Origin of the sequence: Paraburkholderia lacunae, assembly GCF_003353175.1 — a bacterium.
Lineage (GTDB): Bacteria > Pseudomonadota > Gammaproteobacteria > Burkholderiales > Burkholderiaceae > Paraburkholderia > Paraburkholderia lacunae.
The window spans coordinates 38,882-53,795 of record NZ_QHKS01000036.1; the positions used below are offsets into that span (position 1 = coordinate 38,882).

General features: G+C 63.8%; 12 protein-coding genes. 6 read left to right on the forward strand and 6 right to left on the reverse strand.

Annotation, left to right across the window (positions count from 1 at the left end):
* Positions 1-52 precede the first annotated feature (52 nt).
* From DLM46_RS34010 to DLM46_RS34030, 5 genes are all read right to left on the reverse strand, one after another.
* Positions 53-376 (reverse strand): hypothetical protein, encoded by a 324-nt coding sequence (locus DLM46_RS34010; protein WP_115108396.1) that lies wholly within the window; start codon positions 374-376, stop codon positions 53-55.
* 141 nt (positions 377-517) lie between these two features.
* Entirely contained in the window at positions 518-1,360 is an 843-nt protein-coding gene (locus DLM46_RS34015) for an alpha/beta fold hydrolase (RefSeq protein WP_115108398.1), read from the reverse strand.
* A gap of 8 nt (positions 1,361-1,368) precedes the next feature.
* Positions 1,369-2,961 (reverse strand): benzoate-CoA ligase family protein, encoded by a 1,593-nt coding sequence (locus DLM46_RS34020; protein WP_115108400.1) that lies wholly within the window; start codon positions 2,959-2,961, stop codon positions 1,369-1,371.
* Positions 2,962-3,052: 91 nt separating this feature from the next.
* Positions 3,053-4,651: a 3,4-dehydroadipyl-CoA semialdehyde dehydrogenase gene (locus DLM46_RS34025; RefSeq protein ID WP_115108403.1), complete on the reverse strand. Its 1,599-nt coding sequence runs from the start codon at positions 4,649-4,651 to the stop codon at positions 3,053-3,055.
* Between the two features lie 19 nt (positions 4,652-4,670).
* Entirely contained in the window at positions 4,671-5,138 is a 468-nt protein-coding gene (locus tag DLM46_RS34030) for a DUF4863 family protein (RefSeq protein ID WP_115108405.1), read from the reverse strand.
* 183 nt (positions 5,139-5,321) lie between these two features.
* Between DLM46_RS34030 and DLM46_RS34035 the strand changes: the two genes are divergently transcribed.
* From DLM46_RS34035 to boxA, 4 genes are all read left to right on the forward strand, one after another.
* Entirely contained in the window at positions 5,322-6,314 is a 993-nt protein-coding gene (locus DLM46_RS34035; RefSeq protein ID WP_115108407.1) for a helix-turn-helix transcriptional regulator, read from the forward strand.
* Between the two features lie 117 nt (positions 6,315-6,431).
* On the forward strand, positions 6,432-8,102 hold the full coding sequence (gene boxC, locus DLM46_RS34040) for a 2,3-epoxybenzoyl-CoA dihydrolase (protein ID WP_115108410.1): 1,671 nt from the start codon (positions 6,432-6,434) through the stop codon (positions 8,100-8,102).
* A gap of 150 nt (positions 8,103-8,252) precedes the next feature.
* The gene (boxB, locus tag DLM46_RS34045; RefSeq protein WP_115108413.1) at positions 8,253-9,680 is read left to right on the forward strand and encodes a benzoyl-CoA 2,3-epoxidase subunit BoxB; all 1,428 of its coding nucleotides are present in this window, start codon (positions 8,253-8,255) and stop codon (positions 9,678-9,680) included.
* Positions 9,681-9,736: 56 nt separating this feature from the next.
* The gene (gene boxA, locus DLM46_RS34050) at positions 9,737-10,969 is read left to right on the forward strand and encodes a benzoyl-CoA 2,3-epoxidase subunit BoxA (RefSeq protein WP_115108415.1); all 1,233 of its coding nucleotides are present in this window, start codon (positions 9,737-9,739) and stop codon (positions 10,967-10,969) included.
* Positions 10,970-11,043: 74 nt separating this feature from the next.
* On the opposite strand, the gene DLM46_RS34055 is transcribed toward boxA, so the two are convergent.
* Complete coding sequence (locus DLM46_RS34055; RefSeq protein WP_115108418.1) at positions 11,044-11,808, reverse strand: TetR/AcrR family transcriptional regulator; 765 nt, start codon at positions 11,806-11,808, stop codon at positions 11,044-11,046.
* A gap of 302 nt (positions 11,809-12,110) precedes the next feature.
* On the opposite strand from DLM46_RS34055, the gene DLM46_RS34060 reads away from it, so the two are divergent.
* Complete coding sequence (locus DLM46_RS34060) at positions 12,111-13,418, forward strand: Zn-dependent hydrolase (RefSeq protein ID WP_115108421.1); 1,308 nt, start codon at positions 12,111-12,113, stop codon at positions 13,416-13,418.
* Between the two features lie 124 nt (positions 13,419-13,542).
* Entirely contained in the window at positions 13,543-14,892 is a 1,350-nt protein-coding gene (locus DLM46_RS34065; RefSeq protein ID WP_115108424.1) for an NAD(P)-dependent oxidoreductase, read from the forward strand.
* Positions 14,893-14,914 lie beyond the last annotated feature (22 nt).

Here is a 14,914-nt window from a genome sequence, read left to right on the forward strand (position 1 = left end):
GAACGAAACGCGCAGCCCTGGCGTGAGCTGCGCGTCGCGAGGGTCACGGAACTCAATCTACGGTGTGGATGACGGGTGTGGCGAGTGGCGCCGACGCGGCGGCCGACAGAGCGGTGTCGGCGCCTGCTGCAAGCCGCGCTGGGGTTTGAATCGTGAGTGCGGGTGCTGCGGGTGAGGCGGAAGACGGGTTCGCCGACAAGACCTGCGCGGTGTTGCCGCTCTGATCGGCGGTGCTGCTGGAACTCGCGGTGCTGGTGCCGGGCGCCTTGTCGTCGTTGCTGCATGCGCCGATCAGCGCGCAGAAGGACGCGGCAATCAGCGCGCCTGCGAAACGTTTGCGACGTGATGCGGCAACAGGCTTCGACAAGACGGACATGGAATGTCTCCGGCACGGGGGACGGTGCGCGAGGACATCCATGTGCCCAGGTCAGCGATCAGAAGAATAATCGCTTACCCGTGTAACTTTTGTGAAGGTGCGGTGAGAGGGTGCTGCTGCCCGTGGGTCGGGCAGCAGCAGCTAACGCCGTTTCGCAACGAACGCCGCTATCGCCTCGTTCAACGCATCCGGCGCATCGCGGTGCGGGGAGTGCCCGCAAGCATCGAGTTTGACCAGTTCAGCATGCGGCACGCGCTCGGCGATCGTATCGATCTGCGCCATCGTGCCGTAGTTGTCGTCATCGCCTTGTACCGCGAGTAATGGCTTGCGGATACCCGCCAGTTCCCCGGTGATGTTCCACGCCCTGAACGCCGGATTCAACCAGATATCGTTCCAGCCGTAGAACGCCGAGTCGACGTCGGCGTGATAACGGCTGAGCTTGCGGCGCAGATCGGTGGTCTCGTACAACTCCTTGGTTTGAGCGATGCTTTCCACAGAAATGTCTTCGACGAATACGTGCGGCGCAATAGCCACCGCGCCCGCCAATGCATCCGGAAACAGCGCCGCGTACAGCAGCGCGATCGAGCCGCCGTCGCTATGGCCGATCACCCACATGCGCTTGCGCTCCTCCATATCGATGGCGAGCGCATCGAGCAGAGCGGGCAGGATATCGCGCGCTTGCGCCGTCATGAAATCGACGGGCCACTTCACATGATGCGCACGCGGCGTCGAGCCTCCATAACCGGGGCGCGAATACACCAGCCCACGCATGCCGAGCCGCTCGCACAAACGCTGCGGCCAGTCGCGCCACATGGCAAGCGAACCGAGTCCTTCGTGCAGGAACAGGGCGAGCGGCGCATGGCCGGGCGTCTCGCCGGCTGCCTCATTCACCCAGCAATATTCGATGCGCAAAGGCCCATGTGCCGCCGTAGCGGGAAGTTCGGCGAAGTCGCTCTCCGTGGTTGCGGTTGCGGGGTTCTGCATGGATCACCTTAGGACTGTTCGCGCAGTTTGAAGCGTTGAATCTTGCCGGTGGCGGTCTTGGGCAAGTCGTCGATGAATACGATATCGCGTGGGTACTTGTGCGGCGCGAGCCGTTCCTTGACGAAGGCTTTCAACTCGTCCGCGAGTATCTCAGACGGCGCGAATTCGCGCTTCAACACGACGAACGCGCGCGTCTTGACAAGCCCGCCATGGTCCACGCCGACCACTGCCGCTTCCAGTACCGCGTCGTGCTGCACCAGCACCATCTCCACTTCGACCGGCGACACATACTGGCCGCTCACCTTCAGCATGTCGTCGCTGCGGCCCGCGTACACATAGCAGCCGTTCGCCAGGCGGCAATACTTGTCGCCGCTGCGAATCCATTCGCCGAGAAAGGTGGCGCGCGACTTCTCGCGATTGCTCCAGTACATCAGCGCGGCGCTTGGCCCCTTGATATACAGATCGCCGACTTCGCCATCGGGCACGAGGTGGCCCGCGTCGTCGCGCAGCTCGACTTCGTAGCCGGGCACGGGCCGTCCCGTGGTGCCGTATTCGACAGCGCCCGCGCGATTCGACAGGAAGATATGCAGCATCTCGGTCGAGCCGATGCCGTCGAGAATTTCGCAGCCGAAGTGCGCGGTAAAGCGCTCGCCGATTTCGCGCGGCAACGCTTCGCCGGCCGACGTGCACACGCGCAGTGCGACATCGGCGCGCGCGGGCAGATTGGGCGACACCAGCATGCTCGCGTACAGGGTCGGCACGCCGTAGAACACGGTCGGCCGATGTTTGACGAGGCGCGTGAAAATGGCGTCCGCGGTGGGGCGCTCGGCCATCAGCACCGCGGTTGCGCCGACCGAAAGCGGGAACGTCAGGCCGTTGCCGAGACCATAGGCAAAGAACAGCTTGGCTGCGGAAAACACCACGTCGCTTTCCACGATGCCGAGAATCGGCTTCGCATACAACTCGGCGGTCCAGTACAGATTCGAATGGGTGTGCACCGTGCCCTTCGGCTTACCGGTCGAGCCCGACGAATACAGCCAGAACGCGATGTCGTCGGCACCGCTCGCGGCCGGTTTGGCGGCGGGCGTGGCGGCGTCGAGCAGATCGTTCAGCAGCGGCGCCGCAACAGCCTGGCCTTCGGGCGGCTGCGAGACGATCAGCTGGCAGCCGTCATGTTCGGCGCTAGCCAGCGCCTGGGTGACGGCCGGCAGCAGCGCGCCGGATGCGATCACGGCGCGCGCGTGGCTATGCGTGAGCATGTAGACGTAATCGGCGGCGGTGAGCAGCGTGTTCGCCACCACCGGCACGACGCCCGCATGGAGCGCACCGAGAAAGGCGATCGGCAACTCGACGGTATCGAGCATCACCAGCAGCACGCGTTCTTCCGGATGCACGCCGAGTGTGCGCAGCGCACTCGCGAAGCGCCGGGCACGCTCTTCCAGTTCGCCATAGGTGATGGTGCCGGCGTCGTCGATATACGCCGTCTTCGCCGCGCGCGTTTCGTTCAGGTGAAACAGATAGGCCGCGAAATTGAATTGCGCGGGCGGCGGCTCGACCGTCGCGGCGGGCTGACTCGCAGCGGGTTCCAGCAGGGCTTCCATATGTCTCCTCCATCGGGTGAGGGCGGTCCGGCTGTTATGTGCTCATGATCCGCTCGATGCTTGCTTGCACGCCTGGGTGCACCTCGTGCTGTTACACCGGGGGCAAATTCGTCGTCTGCGTCAGGGCGTCGATTGCCGCGCTCGATGCCTGAACGGCCGAGCGCCGGTGATAGAAGCCCAGTGCGCGAATCCCGCCCAGTTCTTCGCCGCCGCCCGCGCGTCCCGGGCCGCCATGCAGCGACATCGGCATCACGTTGCCGTGGCCGGTCTGGCTCTGCTGGACGGCTGGCGAGATGGCATGCACGCGACCGTGCGAACCGGCGAGTTCCAGTGCGAGCCGGCCGAGACGGGCGTCGTCGTTCGAATAGATCGAGGCGACGAGCGAACCCTGGCCACGTCGCGCGAGTGCGACGGCGTGGGCTTCCGGCAGGGCGTTTGCGTCGGCGTTTGCGACCCGGTAGGGCGCGACGGTCGCCACCGGTCCGAACACCTCGACCTCGTGCAGCAGCGTCGCGCTGTCCGGATCGTGGACGACGAACAGATGCGGCGCGACGCAAGCCGCGATCGTTGCGTCCGCATCGATGAGCGGTACAGCCGAGCCGTCATAGGCGAGCACCGCTTCCTCGCGCAGTGCGGCGATGCCGGCTAGCACGTTCCCGTATTGCTCGCGGCTCACGAGCGAACCCATGCGCACGGCTTCGTTGCGCGGATTGCCGACGGTGATCTTCGCGAGTTTCGCTTTGAGTGCGTCGAGCACCGCCTCGAGCGCGGCTTCCGGTACGAACGCGCGTCGGATCGCCGTGCATTTCTGACCGGACTTGACGGTCATTTCGCGTACTACTTCCTTGATGAAGAGTTCGAACGCCGGCGTATCGGGCGTTGCATCGGCGCAGAGAATCGCGCTGTTCAGACTGTCCGCTTCGACATTCAGACGCGCGCCGCGCCGCACGAATGCCGGATGGGCGCGCAGCGTCGCAGCGGTGTCGGCGGAACCGGTGAAGGACACCACATCGAAGGCCCGCACCTGATCGAGCAGACCCGCCGATGCGCCGCAGATCACCGACAACGCGCCGGTCGGCAGAATGCCCGCGTCGACCACATCGGCGACCATGCGCTGGGTGAGCCACGCGGTTGCCGTGGCGGGCTTGATGATGACCGGCACGCCGGACAGCAACGCAGGCGCCGCTTTCTCCCACAAGCCCCACGAGGGGAAATTGAAGGCGTTGATAAAGAGCGCCACGCCGCGCGTCGGCGTGAGCACGTGTTGCACGCTGAAGGTTTGGTCCTTGCTCAACGAGACGGCGTGGCCGTCGCGCAATGCATGCACGTCGCCGAGCGACGCGCCGAGTTTCGCGTAGTACGACAGCGTAAAAATTGCGCCGTCGATATCGACCGCCGAATCGTTGCGCGTGGTGCCGGAGTTGGCGGTGGCGATCGCGTAGTAGTCGTCGCGCCTCGTCTGCAGCAGCTTGACGATTTCGGCGAGGCGGGCGGCGCGTGCGGAGTAGGTCAGCGCACGCAGCGCGGCGCCCCCTGTTTCGCGGGCGAAATCGAATGCTTGTGCGAGGTCGAGGCCCTGGCTCGAGACACGCACCAGTGCTTCGCCGGTCACCGGATCGGTCAGCGTAACGCCTTCGCCGCTGCCCTCGACCCATTGGCCGGCAACATAGTTCTTCAATAGTTCGGTCATGGTGCGGATCTCGCGGGAGTCAGGCGGAAGTGAATTCGATCGCGCCTTGCGGCAGCAGATACAGCACCAGCGCCTGACCGTTCGCGACGGTCGGACGATGCGCGCTGCCGGGGCCGTACACGCACCAGCCGGCCGGATGACCGTCGAAGGTGGCGCCTTCGGTGAGCGGCATGATCAGATCGATCTCGCCGTGCGGATGAACGTGATGCGGACCGGCAATATCCTTCATGTCGACCACGTCGACGGAAAAGCCGTGGGTGTCCGGCAGCGCCTTGAAGATGCGGCCATAGCGGATGCCGCCGCCTTCGCGGTTGCACAGCCAGCCTTCGGCGACGCCCGTGCGGCAGGCCTGCGCGAGTTCGCGGAAGGTTGCGCCGTCGGCCGGATAGGCGTCGTTCAGCCATGTGGCCAGTGCGCTGTCGAGCGGCCGGCCGGCGAGTTGCTCTGTCACGCCCGCAATCAGGCGTTGGAAATCATGTGGGGACATGAGACCTCCAGATAAGCGCGCTCACGCACCTTAGTTCATGCGTGTTCGAACGCCGTCTCCGTTGCGCCGCCGGAAAATCGCGACGGCGTTTGTTATTGGATCAATATTTGGCGAAAATTAACCGTTCACCCTGTACGTGTCAAGCACTATAGTACATATACCGCAGTCAAGAGGTAGTTAAACATGAATCAAAATTACACTCCCGCGCCGCTGGACGAGCCGGCCGGTGAAGACGCAAGCCGCGCGGGCCGGGCTGACAGCGGGGCCGAGCGCGGCGGCGAGCGCGAGGAACGCGATCCGTTTCTGACAGCGATGGGCGAACGCGTGCGCCTGCTGCGCGCGCGCCGTGGCATGACCCGCAAGACGCTGGCGAGCGAGACCGGCTTGTCGGAGCGCCATCTGGCGAATCTGGAATCGGGGATGGGCAATGCGTCGGTGCTGGTGCTGCGGCAGATCGCGGCGACGCTGAACTGCCCGCTGGCCGAAGTGATCGGCGACGAGACTACCGCTTCCGTCGAGTGGCTGCTGATCCGCGAACTGCTGCAAGGACGCGATCAGGCGGCGTTGCAGCGGGCCCGCATGGCGCTGGCCGAGATGTTCGCGCAGGCGCCGCGCGACCCGCATCGCAAGGACCGGATTGCGTTGATCGGCCTGCGCGGCGCGGGTAAATCCACCTTCGGCAGGATGCTGGCGCAGGAGCGCAAGGTGCCGTTCGTCGAGCTGACGCGCGTGATCGAGCAACTCGCGGGCTGTCCGCCGTCGGAGATTCATTCGCTCTATGGCGCGAGCGCTTATCGGCGCTACGAGCACCGCGCGCTCGAGGCGGTGATTCACGAGCACGAGCGTGCGGTGATCGCGTCGCCGGGCGGGCTGGTGTCGGAGTCGGGCACCTTCAACGCGCTGCTCTCGCACTGCTTCACGGTGTGGTTGCAAGCCACGCCGGAAGAGCATATGCGCCGGGTGATCGCGCAGGGCGACTTGCGGCCGATGTCGGGTAACAAGGAGGCGATGGACGACCTGAAACGCATCCTGGCGGGGCGTAGCGAGCTATATGGCCGCGCCGACATGGCCTTCGACACCAGCGAGAAAACCCTCGCCGACGCCTACCTGCAATTGCGCGACCGGCTTGCGGCAAGGCTCGCAGCCGAAACGCCGGACGACGGCCGGGCAAGCTGAAGTGCAGTCGCGCCTCAGGGTTTACTAGCAAATATGCACTAAAGTGCTTTACATGGGTGTGACGATGCACTATTGTTCAAAAAACAAGCTTTGCTTCGTGCAGTCAGGAGACGCCCCATGCCCACAGCAGCAACCGCTATCGCGCCGGTCGATTACCGCACCGATCCCTCGCAGTACAAGCACTGGAAGCTGACTTTCAATGGTCCCGTCGCGACGCTCGGCATCGATATCGCCGAGGACGGCGGGATTCGCGACGGCTACAAGCTGAAGTTGAATTCGTATGACCTCGGCGTCGATATCGAACTGCATGACGCGATACAGCGCATCCGTTTCGAGCATCCCGAAGTCAGGACGGTCGTGCTGACGAGCCTGAAGGACCGCGTGTTCTGCTCGGGCGCCAACATCTTCATGCTGGGTCTGTCGACCCACGCGTGGAAGGTCAATTTCTGCAAGTTCACCAACGAGACGCGCAACGGTCTGGAAGACTCGTCGCGTCATTCCGGTCTGAAGTTTCTCGCTGCCGTGAACGGCGCGTGCGCCGGCGGTGGTTATGAGCTTGCGCTGGCTTGCGACGAAATCTATCTGGTCGATGACCGCTCGTCGTCGGTGTCGTTGCCGGAAGTGCCGCTGCTTGGCGTGCTGCCTGGTACGGGCGGCCTGACGCGCGTGACCGACAAGCGCCACGTGCGCCACGACCGTGCCGACATTTTCTGCACGGTGGTCGAAGGGATTCGCGGCGAACGCGCGAAAGAATGGCGTCTGGTGGATGAAGTCGTGAAGCCGAACCAGTTCGATCAGGCGATCCAGGCACGCGCACTCGAACTTGCCGCGCAAAGCGACCGTCCGTCGGATGCGCAGGGCGTAATGCTGACGCGGGTCGAGCGCACCGATCGCGAAGACGGCCTCACCTACAAAACGCTCGATGTCACGATCGATCGTGCCAGGCGCATCGCAACGTTGACCGCCAAAGCGCCGCAAGCGGAACAACCTGCTGACATCGACGCAATCGTCGCTGCAGGCGCGAACTGGTGGCCGCTGCAATTCGCCCGCGAACTGGACGACGCGATCCTGTCGATGCGCACCAACGAGCTCGAGGTCGGCACGTGGGTCATCAAGACCGAAGGCGATGCGCGCAACGTGCTCGCCGCGGATGCCGCGCTAATGCAACACAAGAGCCACTGGTTCGTGCGCGAGACGATCGGCCTGTTGCGCCGCACGCTGGCGCGCATCGACGTGTCGTCGCGCTCGCTGTTCGCGCTGATCGAGCCGGGTTCGTGCTTTGCGGGTACGTTCGCGGAACTCGCGTTCGCCGCCGACCGCACTTACATGGCCGCGCTGCCGGGCAATGAAGACGAAGAGCCGGCGATCACGCTCTCGGAAGTCAATTTCGGCCTCTATCCGATGGTGACGCACCAATCGCGTCTGGCGCGCCGCTTCTATGAAGAAGCCGGCCCGCTCGACGCCGTGCGCTCGAAGATCGGTCAGGCGATCAAACCGGTCGAAGCCGAACGTCTGGGTCTCGTGACCGCGTCGCCCGACGATATCGATTGGGCCGACGAAATCCGTATCGCGCTCGAAGAGCGCGCGGCGATGTCGCCGGATGCGTTGACCGGTCTCGAAGCGAATCTGCGCTTCAACGGGCCGGAAACGATGGAGACGCGCATCTTCGGCCGTCTCACCGCCTGGCAGAACTGGATCTTCAACCGGCCGAACGCAGTGGGCGAGAAGGGCGCGCTCAAGGTGTACGGCAAGGGCAGCAAGGCGCAATTCGACGTCTCGCGCGTTTGATAAGCGCTTTATAAGCGATTGATAAGCGATTGATGCGCGCTTGATGCGCATTAGGACCTGATCAACGCGACGCAACGCCAGCTGCCCGATACGCGCCTCTCATCTTAAGCACTGCTGTTTCCCGTACGGGAACCGACCAAGGAACCGACCATGTCAACGATCAACTACAGCGAAAAGATTCCGAACAACGTCAATCTCGCCGACGACCGCGCGCTGCAACGCGCGCTCGAACAATGGCAGCCGAATTTTCTGTCGTGGTGGGGCGATATGGGCCCGGAAGGCTCGCACGGCTATGACGTGTATCTGCGCACCGCGGTGAGCGTCGATGCGGGCGGCTGGGCGCATTTCGATCATGTGAAGATGCCGGACTATCGCTGGGGCATTTTCCTCACGCCCGGCGAGCAGGACCGCAAGATTCACTTCGGCGAGCACAAGGGCGAGGCCGCATGGCAGGACGTGCCCGGCGAGCATCGCGCGAATCTGCGCCGCATTATCGTCACGCAAGGCGATACGGAGCCGGCCTCGGTCGAGCAGCAGCGGCACCTCGGCCTGACCGCGCCTTCGATGTACGACCTGCGCAACCTGTTCCAGGTGAACGTGGAAGAAGGGCGCCATTTGTGGGCGATGGTGTATCTGCTGCATCGCTACTTCGGCCGCGACGGCCGCGAGGAGGCCGAGGCATTGCTCGGCCGCCGTTCGGGCGACGAAGACAATCCGCGCATTCTTGGAGCATTCAACGAGAAAACGCCGGACTGGCTCGCGTTTTACATGTTCACGTACTTCACCGATCGCGACGGAAAATTCCAGTTGTCGGCGCTTGCCGAGTCGGGTTTCGATCCGCTCGCGCGCACCACCAAATTCATGCTGACCGAAGAAGCGCATCACATGTTCGTCGGCGAATCGGGTGTGTCGCGCGTGATCCAGCGCACCGCGCAGGTGATGAACGAACTGGGCACGGACGACGTCAGCAAGATTCGCGCGGCAGGTGTGATCGATCTGCCGACCATCCAGCGCTACCTGAACTTCCACTACTCGGTGACGATCGACCTGTTCGGCGCCGATCATTCGTCCAATGCCGCCACGTTCTACAGCTCGGGCCTGAAGGGCCGCTACGAAGAAGGCAAGCGCGACGACGATCATCAACTGAACGGCCAGAGCTACAAGCTGCTCGACGTGCAGGACGGCAAGCTCGTCGAGCGCGAAGTGCCGATGCTCAACGCGATGAACGAAGTGCTGCGCGACGATTACATCAAGGACTCGGTGGCGGGCGTCGGGCGCTGGAACAAGGTGCTCGAAAAGGCCGGCATCGATTTCCGCATGACGGTGCCGCATAAAGCATTCAACCGGCAGATCGGTACGTTTGCGGGCACGCGCGTGTCGCCGGACGGCCGCGTCATCAGCGAGACGGAATGGGCCGCCAACGAAGCGAAGTGGCTCGCGACCCCGGAAGACCGCGCGTTTGTCGCCTCGCTGATGGGCCGCGTCACGGAGCCCGGCAAGTTCGCGAACTGGATCGCACCGCCGGCGATGGGTGTGAATCGTCAGCCGATCGATTTCGAATACGTGCGCTTTAACTGAGCACCGTGCCTCGACGTGCAGCGTCGTATTCGCACGAATATAAGGTGGAGGAAGTCATGAACGGCCCAGTCTCGATCGAGGTTCTCAGGCAGCATCTGATCGATCCGGAAATCTGCATTCGCTGCAATACCTGCGAAGAGACTTGCCCGGTCGACGCGATCACGCACGACGAGAACAACTATGTGGTCAAGGCGGATATCTGCAACGGCTGCATGGCGTGCGTGCCGCCGTGTCCGACCGGCGCGATCGACAACTGGCGCACCGTGTTGAAGGCCGATGCGTATTCGATCGAGGAGCAGTTCACATGGGACGTGTTGCCCGAGCAGAATACGATGGCCGTGCCCGCCGCGGATGAGGCGGGGGATTCCGGCGACACGTCTGCGCAGGCGAGCGGCATCGAAGTCGATACCGTACGCGGTTCGGTCGTGCCGCCGTGGTCCGCCGCGAAGCCGTATGTGAACCTCTACACGCATAAGGACCCGACCACGGCAACGGTGGTCGGCAACTACCGGCTCACCGACAGCTCGACCGATAGCGACATTCATCACATCGTGCTCGATTTCGGCTCGATGCCGTTTCCGGTGCTGGAGGGTCAATCGATCGGCATTCTGCCGCCGGGTTCGACCGCCGACGGCCGCGTGCATCACGCGCGGCAGTATTCGATTGCGAGCCCGCGCGACGGCGAGCGGCCTGGCTACAACAACGTCTCACTGACCGTGAAGCGCGTGAGCCAGGAGCATGGCGACGCCATCGACGGCGTGTGCTCGAACTATCTGTGCGACCTGAAGAAGGGCGACGTGGTCAAGGTGATCGGCCCGTTCGGCGGCACCTTCCTGATGCCGAATCATCCTGGCTCGCATCTGCTGATGATTTGCACGGGCACCGGTTCAGCGCCGATGCGCGCGATGACCGAGTATCGCCGGCGGCGGCGTCTGAAAGGCGCAACCGGCAAGCTGATGCTGTTTTTCGGCGCGCGCACGAAAGAGGAACTGCCGTACTTTGGCCCGCTGACGAATCTGCCGAAAGACTTCATCGATACCACTCTGGCGTTTTCGAGGACGGTGGGGCAGCCCAAGCGTTATGTGCAGGACGCGATGCGCGAACGCGCGGTCGACGTCGCGCACATGCTCAAGGACGACAACACGCACATCTACGTGTGTGGTTTGAAGGGCATGGAAGACGGCGTGTTGCAGGCGCTCAAGGAAATCGGCGAGCAGCACCAGATGGATTGGGACGCGCTGTGGATGAAGCTGAAGCGGGAAGGGCGCTTGCATCTGGAGACGTATTGAGGCGCCACGCCTTCATCGAAACAACGCAATAGCGCAATGGCCGCGCTGCTTCCCGAAAGCAGCGCGGCCATTTTTTATCTTGCCGCGTCGGCGCCGTCTTCGCGTTGCGCCGGCGACACCGCCCCGCACGCCCGGATCACCAACTGCACGACTTCCTCGGTCGTCGCCTCGAACGCCTTCTGCGACAGCGCGCGCTTTCCCTTGAGCGCGCGAATCTGCGCGTCGAAGTCGGCGTAATGCTGGGTGGTCGCCCAGATCATGTACATGAGCGTTTGCGCGTCCACGGGCGCCAGCAGGCCACGCGCGATCCAGCTGTCGATGACTGTCACGCGGCTGTCGAGCCACGGCTTCACGCGCCCGGTGAGGATGTCCTGCATATGCTCCGCGCCGTGAATGATCTCGCTCGCCCATACCTTCGAGCCGAGCGGCCGGCGGCGCGACAATTCCATTTTCGCGCGCACGTACCCGCCGATCGCTTCGACGGGATCGTCGCTGCATTCGAACGTATCGGCGGCGCGATGCCAGTCTTCGAACAGATCTTCGAGCACGCGCCGATACAGCGCGAGCTTGGTCGGGAAGTAGTAATGCAGGTTGGCTTTCGGTAAGCCTGCACGTTCCGCGATCATTGCGGTGCTGGTGCCGTCGAGTCCCCGCTCCGCGAAAACCGCTTCGGCGCAGGCCAGCAGATGCGCTTCGTTCGACTCGCGAATGTGCGCCTTGCGCCGCCGCAAAGGTGCGCGGGTTTCTTCGTTTATTTCGTCGTTTTCGGTGATGTCGGCAGCCACGTCGTCGTCTCTCAGGTTCGCCTTGAGCGGCATGTGTGCCGCGTCGCGCTTCATTCTAGTCGTTTGGGCGCGGATGGACACAAGCATTCGCGGCGCCCGATAAACTTATGCTGCAACGCAATGGCACGCTTCTCGCTATGTTTCCTACCGTACGAAATGCATTGATTTAGCGGGTTTAATCGTCTACAACCTGTCCAACTGGACAGGATTGAGAGGGCGGGCGTTGCCCCAGGGTTTGCCCTCTGTATAAGAGGCGATCGAAGGCATCGAATGTGCACCGCCGCCGTGCGGCCACGCCCCAAAACCCGCCGCCGATGCACCAGTTTCATGTCGGTTCACCGAAAGGAGCGAGACGAATGGACGCGGTATCCGAAGCGCTGAAGCACGCCCCGAAGGAAGTGCCCTTCGGGGGCGCGCAACCCGCTACGTCGATCAAGGTCGACGGCAAGCGGCTGTGGGACAGTCTGATGACGATGGCGAAGATCGGCGCGACGCCGAAAGGCGGTGTCTGCCGCCTTGCGCTCACCGATCTCGACAAGGAAGGGCGCGATCTGATCGTCAGTTGGGCGAAGGAGGCGGGTTGCACGGTCTCGGTCGATCAGATGGGCAATGTGTTCATGCGCCGCGCCGGGCGCAACGCTGATGCCTGGCCGGTGATGACCGGTTCGCACGCGGATTCCCAGCCGACCGGCGGCCGCTTCGACGGCATTTACGGCGTGCTGGGCGGGCTCGAAGTGATCCGCAGCCTGAACGATCACGGCATCGAGACCGAGCATCCGGTCGAGGTGGTGATCTGGACCAACGAGGAAGGCTCGCGCTTCGCGCCGGCGATGGTTGCTTCAGGCGTATTCGCGGGCGTCTTCACGCTGGACTACGGCCTCTCGCGCAAGGACGTGGACGGCAAGACGATCGGCGAGGAACTCAGGCGCATCGGCTATGCGGGCGATCTGCCGTGCGGGGGGCGTCCGCTACATGCGGCGTTCGAATTGCACATCGAACAAGGGCCGATTCTCGAAGCGGAGCAGAAGACCATTGGCGTCGTGACCGATGCGCAAGGTCAGCGCTGGTACGAAATCACGCTCACGGGGCAGGAAGCGCACGCGGGTCCGACGCCGATGCCGCGCCGTCGCGACGCGTTGCTCGGTGCCGCGCGCGTGGTCGATCTGGTCAACCGCATCGGCCTCGACAACGCGCCGTTCGGCTGCGCGACGGTCGGCATGATGCAGGTCTATCCGAACTCGCGCAACGTGATTCCGGGCCGCGTGTTTTTCACCGTCGATTTCCGTCATCCGGACGATGCGGTGCTCGCGAAGATGGATGCGGCGTTGCGCGAAGGCGTGGCAAAGATTGCAGGCGGCATCGGTCTGGAAACCGAACTCGAGCAGATCTTTTACTACGCACCGGTCGCTTTCGACGAAGCCTGCGTGAAGTCCGTGCGCGCCGCAGCCGAACGTTTCGGCTATCCGCATCGCAACATGGTTTCCGGTGCGGGACACGACGCCTGTTATCTGTCGCAGGTCGCGCCGACTTCGATGGTGTTCGTGCCTTGCATCGACGGGATCAGTCACAACGAGATCGAGGACGCCACCTTCGAATGGATCGAAGCGGGCGCCAACGTGTTGCTGCATGCGATGCTGGAGCGCGCGTGCGAGCCGGTTTCATAACGCTTCAGTGGTCGCTGCCGACTAACCAGCCTCACCCGTAGTGCCCATAAAACACGCCGTCCCGGCTCCGCGTCCGCGCAGCCGGCAGGTACGGCTACGTCCTCATATCGAAGAAGGAACGTGTATGGCCATCAAGCAAACCGGCGACATTGCCGCTCAGCGCCTGTCGCCCGATCAGCTCTCGTGCGAGTTCGCCGACATCGCGCCGTTGCTCGACGCGAGCGCCGCGGCCGCGGCGGCGAGCCGCTGTCACTACTGTTACGACGCGCCCTGCGTGCAGGCGTGTCCGACGCAAATCGACATTCCAGGCTTCATTCGCAAGATCGGCAACGGCAATCTGAAAGGCGCGGCCGTCGACATTCTGTCGGCCAATCCAATGGGCGGCATGTGCGCGCGCGTTTGCCCGACCGAGATTCTTTGCGAAGGCGCTTGCGTGCGCAACCATCAGGACGCGAAGCCGGTGGCGATCGGCGCGCTGCAGCGTCATGCGACCGATTGGGCGATGGCGCGCGGCGAGGTGCTGTTCAAGCGTGCGGCCGAAACGGGCCGGCATGTCGCCGTGGTCGGCGCGGGGCCGGCGGGGCTTGCTTGCGCGCATCGCCTCGCGCTGGCAGGCCACGCCGTGACCGTGTATGACGCTCACGAAAAAGCCGGTGGTCTCAACGAATACGGCATCGCCGCTTATAAGACCGTGGATGATTTTGCGCAGCGCGAAGTGCAATGGCTGTGCTCGGTCGGTGGCATCGAAATCAGGAACGGCGTGGCGTTAGGACGTGACGTGAGCCTCGACACGTTGCGCCACGAACATGACGCGGTGTTTCTCGCGATCGGCCTCACCGGCGTGCGCGCGTTGGCCATGGAAGGCGAGGACCTGAGCGGCGTGATGAACGCAGTGGATTTCATCGAACAGGTGCGCACCGCAACGGATGTCGGCACGGTGCCGGTGGGCCGGCGCGTCGTCGTGATCGGCGGCGGCAATACGGCCGTAGATGCGGCGGTGCAGAGCCGCAAGCTGGGCGCGACGTCGGTGGCGATCGTGTATAGGCGCGGCGTCGAATCGATGAGCGCGACGTGGGCCGAGCGTGAATTCGCGCAGACCAACGGCGTCACGCTCATTACGCATGCGAAACCGACGCGCTTGCTGGGCGTTGGCGGCGTGGTAACGGGCGTCGAATTCGAACGCACGTCGGGCGAGGGCAATCAGGAGCGTTTCGTGATTGAAGCCGACATGGTGCTCAAGGCGATCGGCCAGACGCTGGTGCCGGTCGGCATCGAGCGCGAGCTTTTGACATTGGACGGCAACCGCATCGCGGTCGATGCCAACGGGCAAACCTCGTTGCCGGATGTGTGGGCAGGCGGCGATTGCGCGGCGACCGGTGCCGTCGATCTCACGGTGCAAGCGGTGCAGGACGGCAAGGTCGCCGCCGCCGCGATCGACGCTTTGTTCGCCCGCACGGCCGTCAAAGCCGCTTAGTTGGCCATTTGCCCGGCGCCTG